The organism is Microbacterium neungamense (assembly GCF_024971095.1).
Taxonomy (GTDB): Bacteria; Actinomycetota; Actinomycetes; order Actinomycetales; family Microbacteriaceae; genus Microbacterium; species Microbacterium neungamense.
Map to the genome: position 1 here is coordinate 2,463,351 of NZ_CP069717.1, position 20,868 is coordinate 2,484,218.

The following is a 20,868-nucleotide window of genomic DNA, read 5'->3' on the forward strand; positions in this document are numbered from 1 at the left end:
CAGGCCGGCGACGACGAGGCCGACGGCCCCGGCCGCCGGGCGTCCCGCGCGCGGTCGCCGCGGAGACGGTCACTCCGCAGGTGCCGGCGGCGCGCACACGGCGGCGTCGAGCACGGCCTGCTTGTACTGCTCGGCGGTGAAGGGCAGACCGAACTCGGGGGCGGTCTGCCCCGCTGCGGCCGGCGCCTTGGACGCGATCGCGGCGAGTTCCCACGCCAGGTACCCGGCGATGGCGCCGCCGGAGGTGGAGTTGTTCAGGGTCACCGCGACGGTGAAGCCGGTCTCCGGGTCGGCGTAGGCGGCGGTGGCGTAGCCGGGCGTCCAGCCGTGCTGGCCGATCATCGATCCGACCAGGTAGCCGCCGCCGGTCGCCTGGTGCCAGGACGGCGCGCCGGGGCCGGCCGGCAGCGGGCTGCCGAAGCGGGCCGGCTCGGCCTTCTCCCCGCGCAGCGCCTGCCGGGCCTCGGCCTGGACGTAGCGCCCGAGCTCCTCGATGGTCGACACGGCGCCCGAGTCCGTGAAGCCCGTGCTCGCCGACATCCCGGTGATGTCCACGGGGGCGGCGCAGTCGTACCCGCCCTCGATCGCCGGCAGGTAGTAGCCCTTGAGCGCGGGAGCCGGCTGCGGCGGGGCGGCCTTGTCGCCGGGCAGCGACGTGCTCTCCAGGCCGAGCGGCCGGGTGACGTACTCGGCGATCAGCTGGGACGCGCTCTTGCCCGATTCGCGCTCCAGCGCCATCCCGAGCATCAGGTAGCCGGCATCCGAATCGCGGTACGCGGTTTTCGCCTCGCTGCGCGGCTGGCCCAGTCCGAAGCTCGCCAGCTGCAGCGGCGCCCACACCCGCTCCGGCGTGTTCAGCAGGTACGGCTTGACCTTCTCCTCCGAGGAGCCGGCGCCGCTCGTGCCATTGCACAGGTCGAGCAGGGTGATGTCGGCCATGTCGGCGACGCCGGGCACGTAGTCGGGCACCTTGCCGTCGAGCGGGATGAGCCCGTCGTCGGCCATGCCGTACAGCACGTCGCAGGTCATCAGCCGGGTGACGTCGGCGATCCGGAAGGACATGTCGGTGGTCACCTCGGCATCGTCGCCCGCTCCCTGCGTGCCGACGCCGGTGACCCAGCTGCCGCTCCACGGCACCCACACGCCGACGATGGCGCCGGATGCCCCGGCCGCCGCCATCGCCTCGTCGACCGCGGTCTGCAGCTGCGCCACGGTGTCCTCGGGCAGCCCGCCCTCCGCCTGAGGCGGCGGGGTGTACGTGACGGTCGGGTCGGCGGAGGTGCATCCGGTCAGGGTCAGCGCGAGAACGGCGGCGGCGCCGAGCACGGTGCGCAGACGGCGGGACGGACGATGCGGCATGAAGGGACCCCCAGGGACGATAGTTCCGAGTCTAGAACGCCGATCCTGAAAGGCCGGCATGCCCGCCGGGCCGGCATCCGTCGACGATCACGACGCCCCGGCGACCTGCCGCGCCTCCCACGCCTCGCGCATGAACCTGCGCACGTCGGGGTCGACGCGGATGTCGCTCGGCCGCAGCGGGCGGGTGAGGTAGAGCCCGTCCAAGGAGGTCAGCCGGGACAGCGCCACGTACGTCTGGCCCGGCGCGAACGCCCCCGAGCCGAGGTCGATCACGGCCTGGTCGTAGGTCTTGCCCTGCGACTTGTGGATGGTCACCGCCCACGCCAGCCGCAGCGGGAACTGGGTGAACTCGGCGACGACCTCGCGGCTGAGCGTCTTCGTCCCGGGGTTGTAGGCGTAGCGGAAGCGCTCCCACACCGCCGGTTCGACGTCGAACTCCTCACCGTCGACCTCGACACGGACGGTGCCGCCGAGGATGCGGGTGACCGTCCCGATCGAGCCGTTCACCCAGCGCGGCGGCTCGCCCGACATCGACGTGTCGTTGCGGAGGAACATCACCTGGGCGCCCACCTTCAGCTTGAGCTCCAGGTCGGCGGGGTGGTTCGCCTCGCCGCGTCCGAAGTCGCCGCTGACCTCCGCTCGGGCGGTCTGCTCGCGGCCGGGGAGCGCGGCGAGGTGGCGCCGGTTGATGGCGTTCACGATGTCGTTGCGGGTGGCGAGGGTGATGATCGGGGTCTCCCCCGGCTCGGGCTCGGGCGGGGTGCGCGCGCCCTGCGCGTTGAGCACGCCGGCGATCTCAGCGGTGACTCGGCCGTACCGTACGGCGTTCAGCATGGCCTTGAACCCGTCGTCGGACTGGCGGTGGATCTCGACCAGCTCGCGCACGTGCAGCTTCGCGCCGTGCGTACCGAGGTCGAGCATCGGGGCGTCCCCTGCGCCCGCTGACGGGGCGCCGCCGGTCCACACCTTGGCGTCGAAGAACCAGAACGACCGGTAGTGGTCCTGGATGTAGCGCAGCTCGTCGCCGCGGGGCGGCACCGGGGCCAGCTGGTACGGGTCGCCGAACATCACCACCTGCACGCCGCCGAACGGCTCGGCCCGCCGCCCGCGTGCCTGCCGCAGCGAGCGGTCGATGGCGTCCATCAGGTCGGCGTTCACCATCGAGACCTCGTCGATCACGAGCGTCTCGATCGCGTTGAGGATGCGGCGCGTGGCATCCGTCTGCTCGATCTCGCTCTCGGCGATGAGGCCGATCGGCAGGCGGAACAGCGAGTGGATGGTCTGCCCCTCGACGTTCAGCGCGGCGACGCCGGTGGGGGCGCAGATCGCGATCTGCTTCTTCGTGTTCCACGCGAAGTGCTGCAGCAGCGTGGATTTGCCGGTGCCCGCCCTGCCGGTGATGAAGACGTGCTCGTGCGTGTCTTCGATGAGCCGGAACAGCTCCTGCTGCTCAGCGGAGAGGGCGGGGAGGGACACGCCCCCATGGTAGGCCGAACGCGGCGGATGCGGGCCGCGCGTCACGGCGTCGTCCCAGCGCCCCCTCCTAGACTGACGCCATGGAGCAGGCGAGGACGAGGACGCGACGTCGCGCCGGTCTCGCCTCCGATCTCACCATCCTCGGCATCGTCGGGGTGCTACTGCTCGCCGCCATCGCCGCCGGCGGCCTCTCGCTGTACCGCGACTTCTACGGGCCGTCCGCCTTCGTCGAGCGCTATCTGGACCTGCTGTCGTCCGGACGGGCGGCGGACGCGCTGCGCGTGCCGGGCGTGGCCGTCGACCGCGCCGCGCTGGAGGAGAACGGGATCGACGGCGCCGCCTCCGAGGCCCTGCTGCGCCGCGCGGCTCTCGCCCCGCTGGACGACGTGGAGATCGTGTCGGAGACCGAACAGGACGGCTCCTTCCTGGTCACCGCCGATTTCCGGGCGGGCGGCGCGAAGGGCCGCACCACGTTCACGGTGGTGCAGGACGGCTGGGTCGGCGTCACCCCGAACTGGAGCTTCGCGGTGAGCCCGCTCGCCGAGGTCGAGCTGCGGCTGCGCGGCGCCGACCGCTTCGCCGTGAACGGCTTCGAGGTCGACCGGCGGCAGGTGTCGGCGCAGGGGGCGGATGCCGATCCGCTCGAGCCGCTGCATCTGCTGGTGTTCACGCCCGGCGTGTACTCGGTCACCGTGGACACCGCGATCTCGCACACCCCCGGGGTGAAGGTGCTCGCCGACACGCCCCTGGCCCGCACTCCCGTGGAGGTGCAGGCGCAGCCCACGGAGGAGTTCCGCGAGGTGGTGCAGCAGCGGGTCGAGGAGTTCCTCGAGGGCTGCACCACGCAGGAGGTGCTGCAGCCGACCGCCTGTCCGTTCGGGCTCACCGTGCGCAACCGGATCGCTTCGCCGCCGAAGTGGTCCATCGTGCAGCATCCGACCGTGACCGTCGTGCCCGACGGCGCGAACTGGGCGATCCCGCCCGCCGACGCCGTGGCTCACATCGAGGTCGACATCCAGTCCCTGTTCGACGGGTCGATCGATCACGTGTCCGAGGACGTGCCGTTCCGCATCAACGGGACGATCGCGATCCTCCCGGACGGGTCGGCGTCCATCCGGGTCGGGTCGCCGGACGTCGAGAGCGACTGACAGTGATGATGGTGGTGGGAGCCCCGCAGCGGTTGTCCTGACTCAGCGACTGACTGACTACGGGTCTTGAACGCGATCTGTCGTTCGATCGCTGCGGGGCTGCCATGCACTCACCGTGCGAGGGTTGTGACCTCATAGGAGCCTGTGCCAGCAGGCACCCATCACTGTCTTGTCCGCTCGCTCTCGGATGGTGCGTGCCGTCCGATCGGAGAGTTGAGAGGAAGGGACGGCGATGACCACCATCGCACGAGAAGAGCAGCAGGACCAGGTCATGATCGTGGCGGGTATCGACACGCATGGCGATTCCCACACCGCGGCGGTCATCGACACCACCGGCCGGCTGCTCGGGAGCGCGCAGTTCCCCGCGAATCGTTCCGGTTATGCCGCGTTGCTGAGTTGGGCGTGTGCGTTCGGTGTGCTCGTGATCGCGGGGATCGAGGGCACCGGCGCATACGGTGCCGGTCTTGCCCGTCACCTGCGCGCTGCGGGTGTCGAGCTGCGGGAAGTGGACCGACCGGACCGGAAGTCGCGGCGCTTTGCCGGTAAGTCCGACCCGCTGGACGCGGAAGCTGCCGCCCGGGCAGCGTTGGCAGGCACACGATCGGGGATCCCGAAGGACCGAGCAGGGAAGGTGGAAGCGCTCCGCAATCTGCGGATCGCCAGGCGCAGCGCCGTGACCCAGCGCGCCGACTGTCAACGCCGGATGAAGGCGATCATCGTCACCGCACCCGACGCGCTCCGCGAACGGTTGCGGGGGCTGTCAGACCGGGAGCTGATCGAGGTATGTGCCGCTGCACGTCCCGACACCACACGCGCCGACGAACCCGAGCAGGCATCGAAGATCGCGCTGCGCGCTCTCGCACGCCGCCACCAGTCGCTGACCGCCGAGATCGCCGAACTCGACGCACTCATCGACCCTCTCGTCGCGGACATCAACCCGCGGCTGCTCGCCCTCAACGGGGTCGGCGCCGATGTCGCCGGGCAACTGCTCGTCACCGCTGGCGAGAACCCCGGCCGGCTCCGTTCCGAAGCCGCATTCGCGATGCTCTGCGGCGTCGCGCCCATCCCCGCCTCATCAGGCAAAACCCACCGACACCGCCTCAACCGCGGCGGCGACCGCCACGCGAACGCCGCGCTCTACCGCATCGTGCTCTGCCGGCTCCGCTGGGATCCCAGAACCCGCGCTTACGCCGCCCGACGCACCACCGAGGGCCTCTCGAAGAAGGACATCATCCGCTGCCTCAAACGCCTCATCGCCCGCGAGATCTACACCGCCCTCACCACTTGACATCCATAGGAGCATCGCACCCGGGCCGAGGCCGGGGCAGGGGCGCGGGCTCACGTCGCGAGTGGCTACTCCAAGTCTTCAGCAGCCAGCGTCTCAGGGAGCTTGTCTCCCTCCTCGAACGGACCGTGAACAAACATGCCGTCCTGCTGAGCGTAGATCCCGGCCGACCCTCCCGTGACGTAGAAGTGGCCTGCTACCTCACCTTCCAGCATCGACGGTGTAAGGAACAACAGATAACGCTTCCCTTCCTCCAGGTAGGGGAAGGGCGCGACGTCTCCTGGAACACCCAACTGTCACACGATCACAGTGTCTCCGGAAACGGCGGGCGCTTCGGAAAGCGACGAAGCGAGGCTCGGGGGCTCGAAAGAGGTGATGACGGCCGCCGTTGACAGAGTCTCTCGAAACTTCCCATCGATGATGTTCTGGTCATCGATCTCCACCACACCGATGAAGGAGCTGGCGGCCGCAAGCGAGTCGACGCTTTCGAACAGCTCGTGACGTGAACCTTCGTTGTGCGTCACTGGTCCCGATTCCAGGTGACTGTTCCGGTGGCCGTCGGCCACGTGCACCCCGTCGTCGTATATGCGGCCGCAGGGCTGGCCGGTAACACGACAGCCAGAACAATCCCAAGCACTGCCACCATGGCGGCATCGCGTCTATAACCTCGCCTGGCTTTCATCGGCGCACCCCCCGAGCAGCTCCCCGCTCCGGAAGCTGGCACCACTGAGGAACCACCACAAGAGTTCAGTGGTTTGCTCACACAGGCCCTGGTCCACCTTCTTCTCTGCCACACGTGCCTCAGCGCCGCTCGCGCTCCGCGATGCGCCGGTCCCGCTCGGCGATCTCGGCGAGCCGGGCGTTGTACTCCGCCAGCTCGGCGTCGCCGGTGCGGTCGGCGTGCCGGTCGCGGCGGCGCTGCAGCCGGGCATCCGATCGCGACCACTGGATCGCGACCGTGATCGCCAGGATCAACGTGGGGATCTCGCCGATCGACCACGCGATGCCGCCGCCGACGTACTGGTCCTCGTACGGCGTCGGGCCCCAGGTGCGCCCCATGGCGCCGAACCACTCCGCGACCATGAGCCCCTCCTGCATCATGATCGCGATGCCGAAGAAGGCATGCATGGCCATCACCGCGATCAGCGTGATCAGGCGGCCCGGATACGGCAGCCGGTACGGGACCGGGTCGGCGCCGATCAGGCTCATCACGAACAGGTAGCCGGAGAGCAGGAAGTGGATCACCATCCACTCGTGCCCGAGGTGCTCGTATATCGCCCACCGGACGAGGTCGGTGAAGTAGAACGCCCACAGCGACCCGATGAAGATCGCGGCGGCGACGAGCGGCTGCGTGATCACACGCGCGAACGGGGAGTGCACCGCCCACATGATCCACTCCCTGCCGCCGCGGGTGCCGTCCTCGCGCTTGTGGATGGCGCGCAGCGCCAGGGTGATCGGGGCCCCCGCGACGAGGAGCAGCGGGATCGCCATGCTCAGCATCATGTGCCCCAGCATGTGGATGCTGAACAGGTACTCCTGGTAGGCGTTGATCGGGCCGCAGGTGACCCACACCAGCAGGAGCATGCCGAGGGTCCAGAGAACTGTGCGGTGGACCGGCCACCGGTCGCCGCGGCGGTGCAGCCGCCACACGCCGGCGGCGTACAGGAACAGGCCGAAGCCGGCGGCCACCAACCAGAGGATGTCGATGTCCCAGGCGGTGAACCAGCGGTCCAGGGTGAGCTCGGGGGGCAGCGGGGAGCGGGTGAGCCGCTCGGCCGGCGTCTGCGCGGCCGGGGCCTCCTCGCCGACCGGCGGCGGCGTGCGGGCGAGCGCGGCGGCAGCGCCGGAGGCCAGGCCCATCAGGGCGAGCTCGCCGAGGATGAGGGTCCAGAAGGCGCGGCGGGGGCGGGCGGCCGCGCCGCCGCGGGTGCCGCGGGTGCCGCGGGTGCCGTCATCCAGGTGCGGGATGAGCCGCATCCGGTACCACGCGCCGAACAGGCCGAGGCCGGCGAGCAGCGCTGCTTTGGCGAGCAGGATGCCGCCGTACGGGCTCCACAGCTGGCTCCACGTGCCGAGGGCGACGACGCTGCGGGCGATGCCCGACACCGCGACCACCGCGAACGCGGCGAGCGCGATGCTCGAATAGCGGCGGATCAGGGCCGGGAGGTCGATCCGGTCGGCATCCGTCCGGCTCGCGCCCCGGCCGGCATCCGTCCGCGACGATGCGCGACCCGGGGCCGGGCGGAGCACGACGAGCAGGATCACGCCGCCGAGCCACGCCGCCGCGCCGACGGTGTGCAGCAGGATGGCGTTCACAGCGACGGTGTGGCCGGCGAGGTCGCCGGAGTGCCCCTGCGTGGCCATCGGCAGGAGCGCGGCGGCGGCGAGCGCAGCGGTGAGCAGGGTGCCGGTCCAGCCGCGCCAGGCGAACGCCATCACGGTGATCACCGCCCCCATCAGCGTGGTGATCAGCCACGCCTGGCCGAGCGGGATCTCGAGCAGGAAGCTGCCCAACTGCTCGCCGAAGGCGCGGTCGGCGGTGAGGCGAGGGTTGAACGCGGCCATGAAGGTGAGGAAGCCGGAGAGGCCGGATGCCACCGTGAACACGGCGGCGCCTACGGATGCCGTGTCGACGGCGACCTCGAACGGGCGCGTCTGCGTGCGCAGGGCGAACAGCGCCAGGCTGAGCGATCCGAGCATGGCCGCGGCACCGAGGTTGCTGACCAGTTTCGCCGCCGGGAGGCCCCACAGCACGACCGGGCCCGGATCGAGCAGGATCGGGGCGTTCGCTCCGCCGCCGAACAGCAGCGCCGCCACGAGGGCCGCCGCCGAGGCGGCGACGAGGATCGCGAGGCCCGCGACGCGGTAGGGGTTCACCCTCCCAGCCTACGGACCCGGAGGACGCGCGAAGGCCGCCCCCGGAAGGGGACGGCCTTCGTGCGAACTGCGGTCTTACTTGACGGCAGCCTTGAGCTTGGAGCCCGCGGTCACCTTGACGCGCTTGCCGGCCGGGATCTTGATCTCGGCGCCGGTCTGCGGGTTGCGGCCGGTGCGAGCAGCGGTCTCGACCTGCTCGAACGAGATCCAGCCCGGGATCGAGACCTTGCTGCCCTTGGCGACGGCGTCGGAGACGGTGCCGAAGAGCGAGTCGAGGACGCGCGAGACGGTGGCCTGGCTCTCGCCGGTGGCGGAAGCGATGCTCGCGACGAGCTCGGTCTTGGTGATGGACTTGTCAGCCATGTCATCCTCCAGCGACGAAGATCCCGTCGCATCATGTTGGGTCCGAGGGGCGGACGCACCCCGGTGGTCGATCGACCGCTCCGAATGTATCAACGGCACCCCGTGTTTCCGCGTCATTTCAGGGGTTTCGGGCGATTTCTGCGGCGTGTCGCGCCACATCCGCCCCATCTGTCACACCCTTCCCCGCTCAGGCGGCGCGCGTCCCCCGGGCAGGCGGCGCCCCGGCCCCTCCCGGTCGGGAGGCGCCCCCGCCCCTCCCGGGCGGGAGGAGTTCTCACGTTCGGGAGGACGAATCACCGGGAATCCTCCGCCCGAGTGAGAGAACTCCTCCCGACGCGGTGCGCGAGAGCAGGCCGCGCGGACCGCTCGGGCGGGTGATGAGGGATGCCAGCGGGCCCGGAGGCGGCGGATGTCAGCGGGCCCGGAGGCGGCGGATGTCAGCGGGCGAGGTGGAGGCGCTGGGCGATGGCGGCCATGATCACGGCCTGCACGGCGGGCCAGTCGTCGAACAGCTGGGCGTAGCTGATCCGGATCACGTGGTACCCGTGCAGCTTCAGCAGCGCGTCGTGCGTGATGTCGCTGCTGCGCTGGGCACCCACGTGATGGCCGCCGTCGATCTGCACGACCAGGCGCTCGCCGATCAGGCAGTCGACGGGCCGACCCAGAACCCATGCCTGGGGAAGGACCGGGATGCCGAGCCAGCGCAGCCTGCTGAGGAAGATCGTCTCGGTGCCGGCATCCGCGAACGGCTGGGCGTCACGGAGCATCCGTCTCGCATCCGGCGGCAGCGGCGCCCGATCGAGCACGCCCGGATCGACGGCTCCCTTCCGAAGCGCCGACTCCCACACCGCCAGCGCCTCCTCATACGGACGGCAGCGGGCGACGAGGACCAACGCGTTCTCTATCGCGTCCTCGCAGGAATCGGGGTCGCGCGGGAAGAGCGGAGCACTCCAGTGGATGACGCCGCGCGTCACTCGTGCATGCCCGGAGTGCGGAGGCGCGGCGACGTGCGGCTCGCAGGCGTCGAGCACCCACAGTCCGCGCCGCGCGGCGAGGGTCACGCAGCTGAGCACCACGCCGCGCTTCACGGCAGTGACGAGCATCGGATCCGCGCCCGGCAGCGCCACCCAGCCGCGGCGGACGACGATCAACGCCCCGGCCTCACGGGCGCGCCGGAAGGAGTGGGCGCTGACGCCGCGCCGCCGGAGGGTCTGCACACGGGCGATGCCGCCCGCTCGCCGCAGTGCATCGATCGGATCCATGCGGCGATCCTGCGGCACCGGCGAGCGGCCCGAACCGCCGGAACCCGGCCGCTGTGGACAGTCCGCTCCGGCATCCGTTCCGTGCAGGACGAGCGCAAGGGGCGGGGCGGATGCCGGGGCATGCAGAAGGGCGGGGATCCGAAGATCCCCGCCCCTACCCTTCGACGCGCTCAGGGTCCCTTCGACGCGCTCAGGGTGCGATGCTCACCAGCTCGACTTGGTCACGCCGGGCAGCTCGCCGCGGTGCGCCATGTCACGGAAGCGGACACGCGAGATGCCGAACTTCGTGAGGACACCGCGCGGGCGGCCGTCGATGACGTCGCGCGAACGCAGGCGCACCGGCGAGGCGTTGCGCGGCAGCTTCTGCAGGCCGACGCGAGCGGCCTCGCGCTGCTCGTCGGTCGCGTTCGGGTCGACCAGGGTCTTCTTCAGCTCGGCGCGACGCTCGGCGTAACGGGCGACGACAGCCTCGCGCTGCTTGTTGCGGGCGATCTTGCTCTTCTTCGCCATGATTAACGCTCCTCGCGGAATTCGACGTGCTTGCGGACGACCGGGTCGTACTTCTTCAGCACGAGACGGTCCGGGGTGTTGCGGCGGTTCTTCTTGGTCACGTAGGTGTAACCGGTGCCCGCCGTCGAGCGCAGCTTGATGATCGGACGAACGTCCTGAGCCTTCTTCGCCATCAGAGCTTCACACCCTTCGCAAGCAGATCCTTCACGACGTTGTCGATGCCGCGGACGTCGATCACCTTCATGCCCTTGGCGGACACGTTGAGGGTGACCTTACGACCGAGGGTCGGCACGTAGTAGGTCTTCTTCTGCACGTTCGGGTCGAAGCGGCGCTTCGTCCGGCGGTGCGAGTGCGAGATGTTGTGACCGAAGCCGGGAACAGCACCGGTCACCTGGCACACTGCTGCCATGTCGGTGACTCCTTCACTACCGTGAGGCCGGACGGCCCCACCCAAGATCCCTTGTCTGCCCCTTCGACAGGCTCAGGGACCGGCATCGGGCCGATCGAGCATGAAGGAGGGACGAACTGCGCACCAGGAGAGTGCGCAGACGAAGAGCAATCCTAGCACGGATCACTTCTCGGCCCCTGCCACCATCCCCTTGATGAAGTAGCGCTGCAGCAGGAGGTAGACCACCAGCACCGGCAGCACGGAGAGGAGGGATGCCGCGGCCGCGGCCCCGAGGTCGCTGGACGAGGTCGCGAAGAACGTCCCGATCGCCGGTGCGATGGTGCGCATCTCGGGGCTGCGCATGAGATAGACGCTGATGGCGTACTCGTTCCACACCGCCACACCGGTGAGGATCACCACGGTCGCGGTAACCGGCTTGAGCATCGGGAACACGATGCGGAACAGCAGCTGCACCGCATTCGCCCCGTCGACGGATGCCGCCTCCTCGATCGACAGCGGCAGGCCGCGCATGAACGAGGCGTACAGGAAGATCGCCAGCGGCAACTGCATCGCCACCATCACCAGGATGGTGCCCCAGAACGTGTTCACCGCCTTCAACTGGTTCATCATCGAGTACAGCGGCACGAGGATGGACAGCGGCGGCACCATGATCAGCCCGACGATGCCGGCGAAGACGAGCCGGTTCCCCCGCGTGGGGCGGCGCGCCAGCGGGTAGGCGGCGAGCGCCCCGAGCAGGCACACCAGCACGGTTGTGCTCCCGGTCACGATCGCGCTGTTCCCGATCGCGCGCAGGATGTGCCCCTCCTCGACAGCGGTGGCGAAGTTCTGCCAGTGCCACGCCCCGATCGGGAACGCCCACTGCGAGGACAGGTCGCTGCGCGCCTTCAGCGCCGAGGTCACCGTGATGTAGAACGGCAGCAGCTGCAGCAGCACGGCCAGGAGCACGCCTCCGCCGATGGCGAGCCGCGCGCCCCAGGAGGCGGATGCCCGGGGCGCGCTCACAGCAGCTCCAGGCGCCGGCGGTTCAGCACGGTGTTCAGCACGAGGGTGAACACCGCGATCATCAGGAACAGCACGACGCCCATCGCGGAGGCGTAGCCGGCGCTCTGGTTGTCGAAGTACATCTTCGCGATCAGAGTCGACACCGAATTCGTCGCGTACCCCGGCCCGCCGCCGGTGAGCACCTGGATGACGTCGAACAGCTTCAGGCCGCCGATGAGGTTGAGCACGATGCTGGTCGCGAAAGCCGGCTGCAGCATCGGCACGGTGATGCGCAGGAAGGACTGGATGCTGCTCGCGCCGTCGATCCGCGCGGCTTCGAAGTACATCGTCGGGATGGACTGCAGCCCGGCCAGGTAGATCACCATCGAGACGCCGACGAACTGCAGCGAGTTGACCGCGACGATGAGCGCGATGGCCGTGCCGACCTCGCTGAGCCAGGCGGTGCGCTGCCCGCCGAGGGCGATCACGAGGTCGTTCAGCCCGCCGGAGTTGTACGCGAAGAACAGGTAGTACATCGTGCCCATCACCACCGGCGAGACGAGCACGGGCAGGTAGATGATCGCGCGGGCGAGGTTGCGCCCGCGCACCGCGCGGTCCAGCGCGAGCGCGAGCGCGAGGCCGATCACCTGCTGCACGAGCGTCGACCCGAAGCCGTAGATGAAGGTGTTGCCGAGGGCGGTGCGGAAGTTCGGGTCCTCGAACAGCCGCAGGTAGTTCGCCGCGCCGACCAGGTCGCGCGCCGCGCTGTACCCGTTCCAGTCGGTCAGCGACAGCAGCACGCCGTTCAGGAGCGGCCACAGCATGAACAGGCCGAGCACGGCGAGCGCGGGCAGGTAGAGCAGGTTCAGCCCCCGACCAGCGAAACGGGGGACCGCCCCCCTGGTCCCCCGTTCGCCCTTCGGCACCGTCACCGCGGTGGTCGCCGTCATTGCAGCGAGTCGAAACTCGACTTCATCTGCGCGACTGCATCCGCCGGGGTCATCTGGCCCGTGATGACGCCATCCGTGGTCGACACCATGGTGTCCCAGATCCCGTTGGGCAGGTACACGCGATCGAAGTACGGCTTCAGAGGCACCTCCCCCGGTGCGACGAAGGTCTCGTAGCTCTCGGTCAGCACGCCCAGGTCGCTCTCGGCGTTCGTCAGGCCGGGGATGCCGCCGATGGACGCGGCCAGCACCCCGAGGTTCTCCGGCTCGGCGAGGAAGGCGAGGTAGTCGAGGGCCTGCTCCTTGTCCGGCGAGTCCTTCGCGACCCCGTACGCGCGGCCCTCGCCGCCGACCAGGAACGGCTGCCCGGTCTGCGACGGGATGGGCATGTACGCGATGCGCGCAACCGGGTTGAACTCCAGCGCGGTGGCGACGAGGTAGTTCTGCACGAAGATGAACGCCGTCTTCCCCTCCGCGAGCGACCGCCCGAGGTCGTCCATGGTCGCGGACGAGTAGTCCGGGTTGAAGTACCCGTTCTGCCGCCAGGTGTCGATCATCTCCATGATCCGGGTGTACCCGGCCTCGTCGAAGGTGCCGTCCTTGAACCCTTCGAACGCCTCCTCGCTGAAGTCACCCGAGCCGATGAAGTCGGTGATGTTGCCGGCGAACCAGCTGTCCTTGCCGGAGGAGGAGATCGGGATGACCCCGGCATCCTTCAGCTTCTGCAGGGCCGCTCCGAACGCGTCCCAGTCGGTGAGGGACGCCGGGTCGATGCCCGCGGACTCCAGCACCTCGGCGTTGTAGACGATGCCCGCCACGTCGGTCTCGATCGGCAGGGCGTAGAACCGGCCGTCCTCGTCCTTCATGGCCGGTGCGAGCGCCTCGTTGAAGTTCTCCGCCCAGGGCTGGCCGTCCAGCGGCTCGAGGAACTCCGCGTAGCGCAGCAGCGACCACCCGTGCGTGGCCCAGATGTCCGGCACGTCGCCCGAGGCGAGGCGCACCTTGACGTCGGCCTCGTAGGTGTCGGTGGAGGGCACCAGGTCGATGGCCACCCCGGGGTGCTCCTCGAGGTACCGGTCGGTGATCTCCTGCAGCACGTCGAGGGACGGATCGGTCGAGCCGAAGTTCGTCTGCACCTCGAGCGAGACCTCGTCGCCGCCGGAACCTCCCCCCGTGCAGGCGGTGAGCGCCAGTCCGGTGACGGAGATCAGCGCCAGGGCGGCGACGGGATGCTTCATGATGCGTACCTCTCGTCCTTCGACTTCATTGTCCTCGACATCCGGAGATGCGGCGACGCTCGGTTCGTGATATGTTACCCGCGTAGATCGCTGGGGGAAAAGATCCCGGAACCTTTTCGAGGGGGGCTAGGTTCCGGGATCACCCGCCTTGTTGACACCGGTAGACCTCGGTGGAAGACTTCCACGCATGGCGTTCACACTGGGGATGGTCGGCGCAGGCCAGTTCGCCGGTCAGTTCGCCACACTCTTCCATCATCATCCGGGTGTCTCCGCCGTGCACGTCACGGACGTCATCCGCTCCCGCGCCGACGACCTCGTCGCCAGCGCCGGGCTGGCCGGCACCTTCGACAGCTTCGAGGACATGCTGGCCTCGCCGATCGACGCCGTCGCGATCTTCACCCAGCGGTGGACGCACGGCCCGCTCGTGGTGCAGGCGCTGCGCGCCGGGAAGCACGTGTACTCGGCGGTGCCGATGGCGGTGTCGGCGGAGGAGATCGCAGCGATCATCGAGGCGGTGCGGGAGACCGGGCTGACCTACATGATGGGCGAGACCAGCTACTACAACCCGGCCACGGTGTTCGCCCGCGCCAAGCTCGCCGAGGGCGCGTTCGGGCGCCTCTTCTACGGCGAAGGCGACTACGTCCACGACATGGATCTCGGCTTCTACGAGGCATATCAGTATTCCGGTGGCGAGGACTGGCGGTCGACCGCGAGCTACCCGCCGCTGCTGTACCCGACGCACTCGATCGGCGGGGTGCTCGGCGCCTGGCCTACCCACGCCACCGCGGTGTCGGCGATCGGCGTGGTCGACGAGCGCGGCGACGGCGTCTTCGACCGCGACGTCAGCCAGTTCGACAACGACTTCTCCAACGCCACCGCCCTGTTCGAGCTGGCCGGCGGCGGCTCGATGCGGATCAACGAGTTCCGCCGCGTCGGCTACCCCACGCACCTGCGCGAATCGCGGTTCCGCTGGTTCGGCACGGAGGGCTCGTTCGAGCAGCTCGCCCGCACCACGGTGTGGCAGACCAGGGAGGGGGTGGAGGACATCTCGCACCTGATCGACACCCACGCCTCGGCATCCGTCGACGACCCGTCGCTCGCGCACGTGGCACCCGCGCTGCGCGAGGCGTTCGTGTCCGGCTACGCCGCGATCCACGACCGCGAGCGCATCCCCGAGGAGCTGCGCCGCCTGCCGAACGGGCACGAGGGCAGCCACCACTTCCTCGTCGACGACTTCGTGCGCGCGGTCACCGACGGCACTCTGCCGCCCGTGAACGCCTGGCAGGCGGCCCGCTTCACGCTCCCCGGCGTGATCGCGCACGAGTCCGCGCGCCGCGGCGGGGAGCGGCTGCGCATCCCGGACATGGGGGACGCGGATGCCGGGTGAGCGCCGAGCGCGCTCGGTGACGCGCGCGGACGTGGCCCGCTACGCGGGCGTGAGCACCGCCGTCGTCAGCTACGTGCTCAATGACGGCCCGAAGCCGGTCGCACCGCTCACCCGGGAGCGGGTGCTCGACGCGGTGCGCGTGCTCGGGTACCGGCCGAATGCGGCCGCGCGGGCGCTGTCGATGGGATCGGCCGACATGTTCGGCCTGCTCGTGCACGACAACCGGAACCCGTTCTTCGCCGAGCTCTGCCACGCCCTGGACAAGGCGAGCGCCGACCAGGGCCGGTCGCTGCTGATCGTGAACTCCGACCGCGACCAGGCCGACCCGGGCGAGCAGATCCGCGAGCTCGCCGCGCGTCAGGTGGACGCGCTCCTGATCGCCACCGTGCTCACCGCCGGGGAGCAGGCGCTCGTGGCGTCGCTGAACATTCCGACGGTGATGATCGGGCAGTTCGGCGAGACCGAGGGGCTCGCCGGGGTCGGCGTGGACTTCTGCCGGGGCGCGCGCGAGGTCGTCGAGCATCTGATCGGGCACGGCTACCAGGACATCGCGTTCGTCGGCAGCGCCGCCCGCTACGACGAGCGCGAGCGCGGCTGGTCGGAGGCGCTGTCGGCCGCGCGCCTGCCGCTGGGCCCGCTCATCCACACTCCGTTCACGTACCAGGGCGGCTACGAGGCCGGCGTGCGGCTCGCGAACGCCGAGCGGATGCCGCGGGGCGTGCTGGCCGCATCCGATCAGATCGCGATCGGGATGCTCACCGCGCTGCACGAGCACGGCGTGCGGGTGCCGGAGGACATCGCAGTGGCCTCCTTCGACGGCACCGTCCCCGCCGACTTCGTCTGGCCGCGGCTCACCACCGCCGTGCAGCCGCTCGCCGAGATGGCGGAGACGGCGATCGCAGCGCTGGTGAACCCGGACCCGGAGCGGCGCTTCCACGAGCTGACCACGCGCCTGCGGGTGCGGGAGTCCTGCGGCTGCACCTCGGCATCCGGGAGCTGACACCGGGCCGTGTGCGGGGTGCGCGCGTGCGCGCCGGCCTCCGCGCCGCGGGCCCGGCTCAGCCGGCGGATGCCGCGGCGGCCGCCCCACGGCCCCAGCGGAACGGCGAGACCGTCGGGTCGCCCGGGATCCAGAACCGCCATGGGAACGCCTGGGTGCCGGCGTGGCCGGCGACGCCGACCCGCGGGCCGGTCGCGACATCGGGGAGCGGGTCGCCGAGCCACAGCTCCGCCGTCGCGCCGTGCAGCGGCATGCCCGTGACGGCGTCGATGCCGTCGTGGCGCGGATGCCGCAGCCCCGACACCTGGCCGAGCCGGCCGGGCCCGCGGGCGAGGTCGCGGCCGGTGCGGCCGGAGCGGGCCGCCGCGGCATCCGTCCCGCCGACGACTTCGGCGGCGCGCAGCAGCACCCCGCCGGCGACCCCGTCCGGGGCGCAGACCACGTTGACGCAGGAGTGGATGCCGTGGCTGAGATAGATGTACAGGTGCCCCGGCTCGCCCCACATGGTGGCGTTGCGGGCGGTACGGCCCATGCGGGCGTGCGAGCCGGGGTCGGGCTGATCGCCGGTGCCGCGGCCGTGATAGGCCTCCACCTCGGTGAGCCGCAGCCGCACCTGGGCGCCGTCGACGACGGTGCGCAGCTCGCCGCCGAGGAGCCGCGGGGCGACCTCGAGCGGCAGGCCGAGGAGGTCGTCGCGGCCGGCGCGACGCAGGGTCGCGCTCACGGGCGCGGCGCCACCCGGCACCACGAGATGTCGAAGCCGTTCAGCGTCGGCAGCTCCTGCTCCCCGGCCAGGTCGATCAGCCGGGTGTGCAGGGTCGTCGGCAGCGGGAGCAGCAGGTCGTCGTAGGGGTTGGTCGGCAGGTCGGGCGCGACGACGACGCCGGCGTACTGGCCGCTCGGCGAGGCGCACGCCTGCAGGATGGCATCCGTCCCGCTCACCTCGGCGATCGGCGCGGCGCGGCCGTCGGCGTCGACCCGGATCACCGCCTGCCCCGTGGGCATGCCGCTGTCGTCGCGCTGCACGACGTGACGCAGCGTGCCGCCCGGGTAGGGGACGATCGTGGTGGGGCGGCCGTAGTCGGGGTCGGTCGGGGCGAGCGGCTGCTCACTGCCGTCGAGGAGGTTCAGCTCGACGAGCGAGGCATCCGTGCGCTCCACGATCGCGGTGTAGGTGCCGCGGCTGATGCCGAGGATGCTCGCGGCGAGGCCGAGCGGCTTGACGCCCTCGTCCGAGGTCGGGTCCTCGACGGCGAGGGCGCCGTCGAAGTCGATGAACAGGAGGGAGGACGAGTCGGGCACGAACTCCCAGTCGGCGACGCTGGCCTCCGCGCCGCCGACCTCGACGATGCGCGGGGCGCCGGTGCCGCTGAGCGGCTGGGTGACGAGGATGCTGGCGCGGCCGGAGGTGTCGGTGAGCTCGCGGTCGGAGTAGCTGTAGCCGACGAGGCCGCCGCGGTCGGAGACCTGCACCGAGGAGACGTGGCCCTCCCCGGGCAGCTCCAGCTCGCGCTGGCCGGATCCGTCGCGGTCCATCACCAGCAGCCGGGAGCCGTCCTCCTCCTCGACCGCGACCACGAGAGCGTCGGGGGTGCTGCGGAAGTCGCTGATCCGCGGGTGCGCGAACACCGGCACGCCCTTCTCGCCGGTGAGGTCGGTGCTGAAGATGCGGTCCTCGCCGTCCGCGGAGCGCTGCAGCAGGAAGATCTGCGCGGCCGGGGTGCGGAAGCTCGTGGCGAGGTCGGCGGCCGGGCCGCCGCCGGCGGCGGTGACGTCGGAGACCCGCACGGTGTAGTCGGTGGCGTCGTCGAGCGGGGCGGTGAAGCGGATGCCGATGCTGCGCCCGGCCGCGTCGACGGTGAAGGGGGCGGCGGGCTCGACGGTGACCTGCTCGGGATCGACCTCGGCGAGCGCCTGGTTCGCGGTGAGGATGACCCGGCTGCCGGAGGTCTCGATCGCCTCGGCGGGTGAGGCCTGGACGTCGCTCAGCCGCGGTCCCTGCACCAGGCTGACGACGCCCAGCACCCCGACCACGAGGGCGAGGATGCCGAGGACGGCGAGGAGCGTCAGCGGGAAGCGGCGGCTCGCCCCACGAGACGAAACGCTCCGACCGGCGGAACGCGTTTCGTCTCGCTCCGCTACGCGGTGCTCGCTCAACGACCGGGATGGGACGGCGTCCTGCTCGCCGGAAGGTGCGGACGCTGAGCCCGTCGAAGCGTCCGCCGCGGGGCGGGGATCCGCCGCGGGGGGCGTTTCGTCTCGCTCGCCTTCGGCGTGCTCGCTCAACGACCGGGAGCCGTCGGCGTGCTCAGTCGACGACTGGGAAGCACGGAGGGCGCGGAGCTGGGCGCGGGTGAGGGGCCGGTCGCCGTCAGTACTCATACGGGTCCTTCGGCTCGTCGACCTTCGTCACCGAGGCCGGCTCGATCCGCAGGGTGCCGTCCCCGTCGGCGCGCACGGTGCCGGTGACCTCGATCCAGTCGCCGGTCGCGAGGCTGCCGGCGTCCTCCGGCTCGGCGAGCGGGACGGATGCGGGCTGCGCGTCGATCACGCAGTGGGTGATCACCATGCGCGTGAGGTTCAGGCCCCCGGCATCCGACGGCGTGACGAAACCGGTGAGCGTCACGGTCGAGCCGTCGTACGCCTCCGGCCGCGTGGCCGTGGCGAACACGCTCGACCACTCGCCCACCCCGAACGTGGTGGTGTCGGCGATCCCGAGCGAGACGTCGTCGGCGCCGGCGAACAGGGTCGTGCGCTCCCCCGCGCGGGACATCGCGAGCTCGGCCGACAGCGACGCCGGCGGCAGCACCAGGGCCGCCAGCACGGTGCCGGTCGCGATGACCCCGCCGCTGATGACCGCCGCGGTCGCGAGGGTGCGGCGGGCGCCGGCATCCGTCCCGTGCTCGTGCGCGTGATCGTGCGCGTGGTGCTCCTCGGCGCCCAGCGGCAGCGTGCACGACCACACCGCGACGCCGAGCGTGACCACGGCCGCGGCGCACGCGAACCAGACCGTCTCCGGGCTGATGTAGAGCGTCAGCCGCCCGGTGACGCCGAGGACGATGGTCACCACGGCGATGACGGCGGCGAGGCCGACGCCGAGCCAGCGGTTCAGGAGGGCGCGGTTGCGCTCGGAGAGGCGCTCAGACAAGGACGTTCACCCCGATCCCGATGGCGCAGGCGGCGAGCACGACGACGCCGACGATCCCCGCCAGCACCCGGCCGGTGAAGGTGGTGCGCAGCAGGGCGAGCATCTTCACGTCGACGAGGGGTCCGACCAGCAGGAACGCGATGATCGCCCCGGCGGAGAAGGTGGAGGCGAACGACAGCGCGAAGAACGCGTCCACGTTGGAGCAGATCGCCACGGTCATCGCGAGGGCGACCATGGCGACGATGGACAGCACCGGGTTCGCCCCGATCGCGAGCAGCACGTCGCGGGGCACCAGCACCTGCACCGCGCCGGCCAGCGCCGAGCCGATCACCAGCGCCGGCATCACGGCGCGCAGCTCGACGAGGAACTGGGTCAGGCTGCGGTGCACCGGGCTGCCGGGCTCATGCGTGACGAGCTCGCAGGTGTCCACGAACCGTGCGGTCAGCATCGCCTGCGGGTCCGGATGCCGGCTGTAGATCCACCCGATGAGGTTGGCGATCGCGTAACCGCCGAGGAGGCGCGCGACCAGGATGCCGCCGTCCCAGCCGAACGCGGCGTGGGTGGTGAGGATCACGATCGGGTTCACGATCGGCGCGGCGATGAGGAAGGTGAGCGCGTCGGACGGACCGAGACCGCGCATCATCAGGCCGCGGGCGAACGGCACGTTGCCGCACTCGCAGACCGGGACGACCATGCCGAGCGCGGACAGCACGGCCCGGCGGCCCCAGGGATTCCAGGGAAGCCAGCGCTGCAGGGCATCCGCCGGCAGCCACACCTGCACCACGATCGACAGCACGACGCCCAGGATCACCCAGGGCAGCGCCTCGATGAGGACGCTGAGCGTGAGCGTGAGCCCGTCCTGCATCCGCGTCGGCAGGCCGGCCGGGAACAGCGCGGGCGCGAACACGTCGATGAGGAGCAGCACGGCCAGGATGCCCAGGCCGATGCCCGCGCCCGCCCAGGGCGAGACGCGCCGCGGCGGCCGGGTCGCCGGGCGAGCCGGAACGGCGGTGTGCGTCACTCGCCCGCCCCGCCGTCGCGCACGCGTGCCGCTGAGCACGAGGCGCACAGGCCGAAGATGTCGACGACGTGCTCGGCGTCGCGGAAGCCGTGCTGCGACGCGGTGCGCTGCGCCCACTGCTCGACGTCCTTCGCCTCGATCTCGACCGTCAGCCCGCAGGAGCGGCAGATCACGTGGTGGTGATGACCCTGCGTGGTGCAGGCGCGGTAGAGCGCCTCGCCCTCCGGGCTCTGCAGCGAGTCGGCGTCGCCGGATGCCGCGAGCCCGGCGAGCGCACGGTAGACCGTGGCCAGCCCGATGCCGGTGTTTGCCTCGCGCAGGGTCGCATGCAGGGCCTGCGCGCTCACGAACCCGCGCGCGTCCGCGAGCGCGTCACGCACTCGTTCGCGCTGCCAGGTGTTCCGCTGAGCCATACAGCCGAGTCTAGGCGGCGCCGCTCCGCCCCGGCTGGGAGCTC

At 70.8% G+C, this 20,868-nt stretch carries 21 protein-coding genes; 4 read left to right on the forward strand and 17 right to left on the reverse strand.

The genetic code is table 11. The features are described 5' to 3' along the window. Nucleotides 1-69 precede the first annotated feature (69 nt). The gene (locus tag JSY13_RS12060; protein ID WP_259606895.1) at nt 70-1,359 is read right to left on the reverse strand and encodes a serine hydrolase domain-containing protein; all 1,290 of its coding nucleotides are present in this window, start codon (nt 1,357-1,359) and stop codon (nt 70-72) included. Nucleotides 1,360-1,446: 87 nt separating this feature from the next. Then, entirely contained in the window at nt 1,447-2,835 is a 1,389-nt protein-coding gene (locus JSY13_RS12065; RefSeq protein WP_259606896.1) for an ATP-dependent DNA helicase, read from the reverse strand. Between the two features lie 80 nt (nt 2,836-2,915). On the opposite strand from JSY13_RS12065, the gene JSY13_RS12070 reads away from it, so the two are divergent. After that, entirely contained in the window at nt 2,916-3,983 is a 1,068-nt protein-coding gene (locus tag JSY13_RS12070; protein WP_259606897.1) for a hypothetical protein, read from the forward strand. A 232-nt stretch (nt 3,984-4,215) separates the two neighbouring features. Then, entirely contained in the window at nt 4,216-5,271 is a 1,056-nt protein-coding gene (locus JSY13_RS12075) for an IS110 family RNA-guided transposase (RefSeq protein WP_432806392.1), read from the forward strand. A 293-nt stretch (nt 5,272-5,564) separates the two neighbouring features. Here the strand turns inward: JSY13_RS12075 and JSY13_RS12080 are convergent, their stop codons facing one another. From JSY13_RS12080 to JSY13_RS12125, 10 genes are all read right to left on the reverse strand, one after another. Then, on the reverse strand, nt 5,565-5,792 hold the full coding sequence (locus tag JSY13_RS12080) for a hypothetical protein (protein ID WP_259606898.1): 228 nt from the start codon (nt 5,790-5,792) through the stop codon (nt 5,565-5,567). 277 nt (nt 5,793-6,069) lie between these two features. Next, nucleotides 6,070-8,145: a bifunctional copper resistance protein CopD/cytochrome c oxidase assembly protein gene (locus tag JSY13_RS12085; protein WP_259606899.1), complete on the reverse strand. Its 2,076-nt coding sequence runs from the start codon at nt 8,143-8,145 to the stop codon at nt 6,070-6,072. Nucleotides 8,146-8,220: 75 nt separating this feature from the next. Further along, the gene (locus JSY13_RS12090) at nt 8,221-8,508 is read right to left on the reverse strand and encodes an HU family DNA-binding protein (protein ID WP_259606900.1); all 288 of its coding nucleotides are present in this window, start codon (nt 8,506-8,508) and stop codon (nt 8,221-8,223) included. Nucleotides 8,509-8,945: 437 nt separating this feature from the next. Continuing rightward, nucleotides 8,946-9,770, reverse strand: a complete 825-nt coding sequence (locus JSY13_RS12095; RefSeq protein WP_259606901.1) for a type IV toxin-antitoxin system AbiEi family antitoxin domain-containing protein — start codon at nt 9,768-9,770, stop codon at nt 8,946-8,948. A 204-nt stretch (nt 9,771-9,974) separates the two neighbouring features. Beyond that, the gene (gene rpsN / locus JSY13_RS12100) at nt 9,975-10,280 is read right to left on the reverse strand and encodes a 30S ribosomal protein S14 (protein ID WP_259606902.1); all 306 of its coding nucleotides are present in this window, start codon (nt 10,278-10,280) and stop codon (nt 9,975-9,977) included. Between the two features lie 2 nt (nt 10,281-10,282). Beyond that, nucleotides 10,283-10,453 carry a 50S ribosomal protein L33 gene (gene rpmG, locus JSY13_RS12105; RefSeq protein WP_046014935.1) on the reverse strand — a complete coding sequence of 57 codons (171 nt, stop codon included), beginning with the start codon at nt 10,451-10,453 and terminating at the stop codon, nt 10,283-10,285. Beyond that, nucleotides 10,453-10,689, reverse strand: coding sequence for a 50S ribosomal protein L28 (gene rpmB, locus JSY13_RS12110; RefSeq protein ID WP_259606903.1), 237 nt, complete (start codon nt 10,687-10,689; stop codon nt 10,453-10,455). Before rpmB ends, rpmG begins: the two co-directional genes overlap by 1 nt. Nucleotides 10,690-10,851: 162 nt before the next feature. Further along, nucleotides 10,852-11,691: a carbohydrate ABC transporter permease gene (locus tag JSY13_RS12115; RefSeq protein ID WP_259606904.1), complete on the reverse strand. Its 840-nt coding sequence runs from the start codon at nt 11,689-11,691 to the stop codon at nt 10,852-10,854. Further along, nucleotides 11,688-12,620 carry a carbohydrate ABC transporter permease gene (locus JSY13_RS12120; protein ID WP_259606905.1) on the reverse strand — a complete coding sequence of 311 codons (933 nt, stop codon included), beginning with the start codon at nt 12,618-12,620 and terminating at the stop codon, nt 11,688-11,690. The genes JSY13_RS12115 and JSY13_RS12120 overlap by 4 nt, the downstream gene beginning before the upstream one ends. Continuing rightward, nucleotides 12,617-13,855 (reverse strand): ABC transporter substrate-binding protein, encoded by a 1,239-nt coding sequence (locus JSY13_RS12125; protein ID WP_259606906.1) that lies wholly within the window; start codon nt 13,853-13,855, stop codon nt 12,617-12,619. Before JSY13_RS12125 ends, JSY13_RS12120 begins: the two co-directional genes overlap by 4 nt. 187 nt (nt 13,856-14,042) lie before the next feature. On the opposite strand from JSY13_RS12125, the gene JSY13_RS12130 reads away from it, so the two are divergent. Together JSY13_RS12130 and JSY13_RS12135 are read left to right on the forward strand one after the other, a co-directional pair. Further along, nucleotides 14,043-15,242, forward strand: a complete 1,200-nt coding sequence (locus JSY13_RS12130) for a Gfo/Idh/MocA family protein (protein ID WP_259606907.1) — start codon at nt 14,043-14,045, stop codon at nt 15,240-15,242. Then, entirely contained in the window at nt 15,232-16,242 is a 1,011-nt protein-coding gene (locus tag JSY13_RS12135; protein ID WP_432806416.1) for a LacI family DNA-binding transcriptional regulator, read from the forward strand. The genes JSY13_RS12130 and JSY13_RS12135 overlap by 11 nt, the downstream gene beginning before the upstream one ends. A gap of 58 nt (nt 16,243-16,300) precedes the next feature. Here JSY13_RS12135 and JSY13_RS12140 read toward each other — a convergent pair whose 3' ends face one another. The 5 genes from JSY13_RS12140 to JSY13_RS12160 all read right to left on the reverse strand — a co-directional run bounded on the left by JSY13_RS12140 (nt 16,301) and on the right by JSY13_RS12160 (nt 20,824). Further along, nucleotides 16,301-16,966, reverse strand: coding sequence for a DNA-3-methyladenine glycosylase (locus JSY13_RS12140; protein ID WP_259606909.1), 666 nt, complete (start codon nt 16,964-16,966; stop codon nt 16,301-16,303). Further along, on the reverse strand, nt 16,963-18,399 hold the full coding sequence (locus JSY13_RS12145; protein WP_259606910.1) for an Ig-like domain-containing domain: 1,437 nt from the start codon (nt 18,397-18,399) through the stop codon (nt 16,963-16,965). Before JSY13_RS12145 ends, JSY13_RS12140 begins: the two co-directional genes overlap by 4 nt. A gap of 214 nt (nt 18,400-18,613) precedes the next feature. Beyond that, a complete protein-coding gene (locus JSY13_RS12150; protein ID WP_259606911.1) occupies nt 18,614-19,390 on the reverse strand; it encodes a TIGR03943 family putative permease subunit in 777 nt (258 codons plus the stop codon). Further along, nucleotides 19,383-20,411, reverse strand: a complete 1,029-nt coding sequence (locus JSY13_RS12155; protein WP_259606912.1) for a permease — start codon at nt 20,409-20,411, stop codon at nt 19,383-19,385. The genes JSY13_RS12150 and JSY13_RS12155 overlap by 8 nt, the downstream gene beginning before the upstream one ends. Then, complete coding sequence (locus JSY13_RS12160; protein ID WP_259606913.1) at nt 20,408-20,824, reverse strand: Fur family transcriptional regulator; 417 nt, start codon at nt 20,822-20,824, stop codon at nt 20,408-20,410. Before JSY13_RS12160 ends, JSY13_RS12155 begins: the two co-directional genes overlap by 4 nt. Nucleotides 20,825-20,868: the final 44 nt, after the last annotated feature.

Bases quoted from the DNA above. Each gene is read 5' to 3' on its own strand.
- JSY13_RS12070 (WP_259606897.1), top strand. From the start codon at position 2,916: ATGGAGCAGGCGAGGACGAGGACGCGACGTCGCGCCGGTCTCGCCTCC.
- JSY13_RS12075 (WP_432806392.1), top strand. From the start codon at position 4,216: ATGACCACCATCGCACGAGAAGAGCAGCAGGACCAGGTCATGATCGTG.
- JSY13_RS12120 (WP_259606905.1), bottom strand. From the start codon at position 12,620: ATGACGGCGACCACCGCGGTGACGGTGCCGAAGGGCGAACGGGGGACC.
- rpsN (WP_259606902.1), bottom strand. From the start codon at position 10,280: ATGGCGAAGAAGAGCAAGATCGCCCGCAACAAGCAGCGCGAGGCTGTC.
- rpmG (WP_046014935.1), bottom strand. From the start codon at position 10,453: ATGGCGAAGAAGGCTCAGGACGTTCGTCCGATCATCAAGCTGCGCTCG.
- JSY13_RS12090 (WP_259606900.1), bottom strand. From the start codon at position 8,508: ATGGCTGACAAGTCCATCACCAAGACCGAGCTCGTCGCGAGCATCGCT.
- JSY13_RS12060 (WP_259606895.1), bottom strand. From the start codon at position 1,359: ATGCCGCATCGTCCGTCCCGCCGTCTGCGCACCGTGCTCGGCGCCGCC.
- JSY13_RS12130 (WP_259606907.1), top strand. From the start codon at position 14,043: ATGGCGTTCACACTGGGGATGGTCGGCGCAGGCCAGTTCGCCGGTCAG.
- JSY13_RS12160 (WP_259606913.1), bottom strand. From the start codon at position 20,824: ATGGCTCAGCGGAACACCTGGCAGCGCGAACGAGTGCGTGACGCGCTC.
- JSY13_RS12125 (WP_259606906.1), bottom strand. From the start codon at position 13,855: ATGAAGCATCCCGTCGCCGCCCTGGCGCTGATCTCCGTCACCGGACTG.
- JSY13_RS12135 (WP_432806416.1), top strand. From the start codon at position 15,232: ATGCCGGGTGAGCGCCGAGCGCGCTCGGTGACGCGCGCGGACGTGGCC.
- rpmB (WP_259606903.1), bottom strand. From the start codon at position 10,689: ATGGCAGCAGTGTGCCAGGTGACCGGTGCTGTTCCCGGCTTCGGTCAC.
- JSY13_RS12095 (WP_259606901.1), bottom strand. From the start codon at position 9,770: ATGGATCCGATCGATGCACTGCGGCGAGCGGGCGGCATCGCCCGTGTG.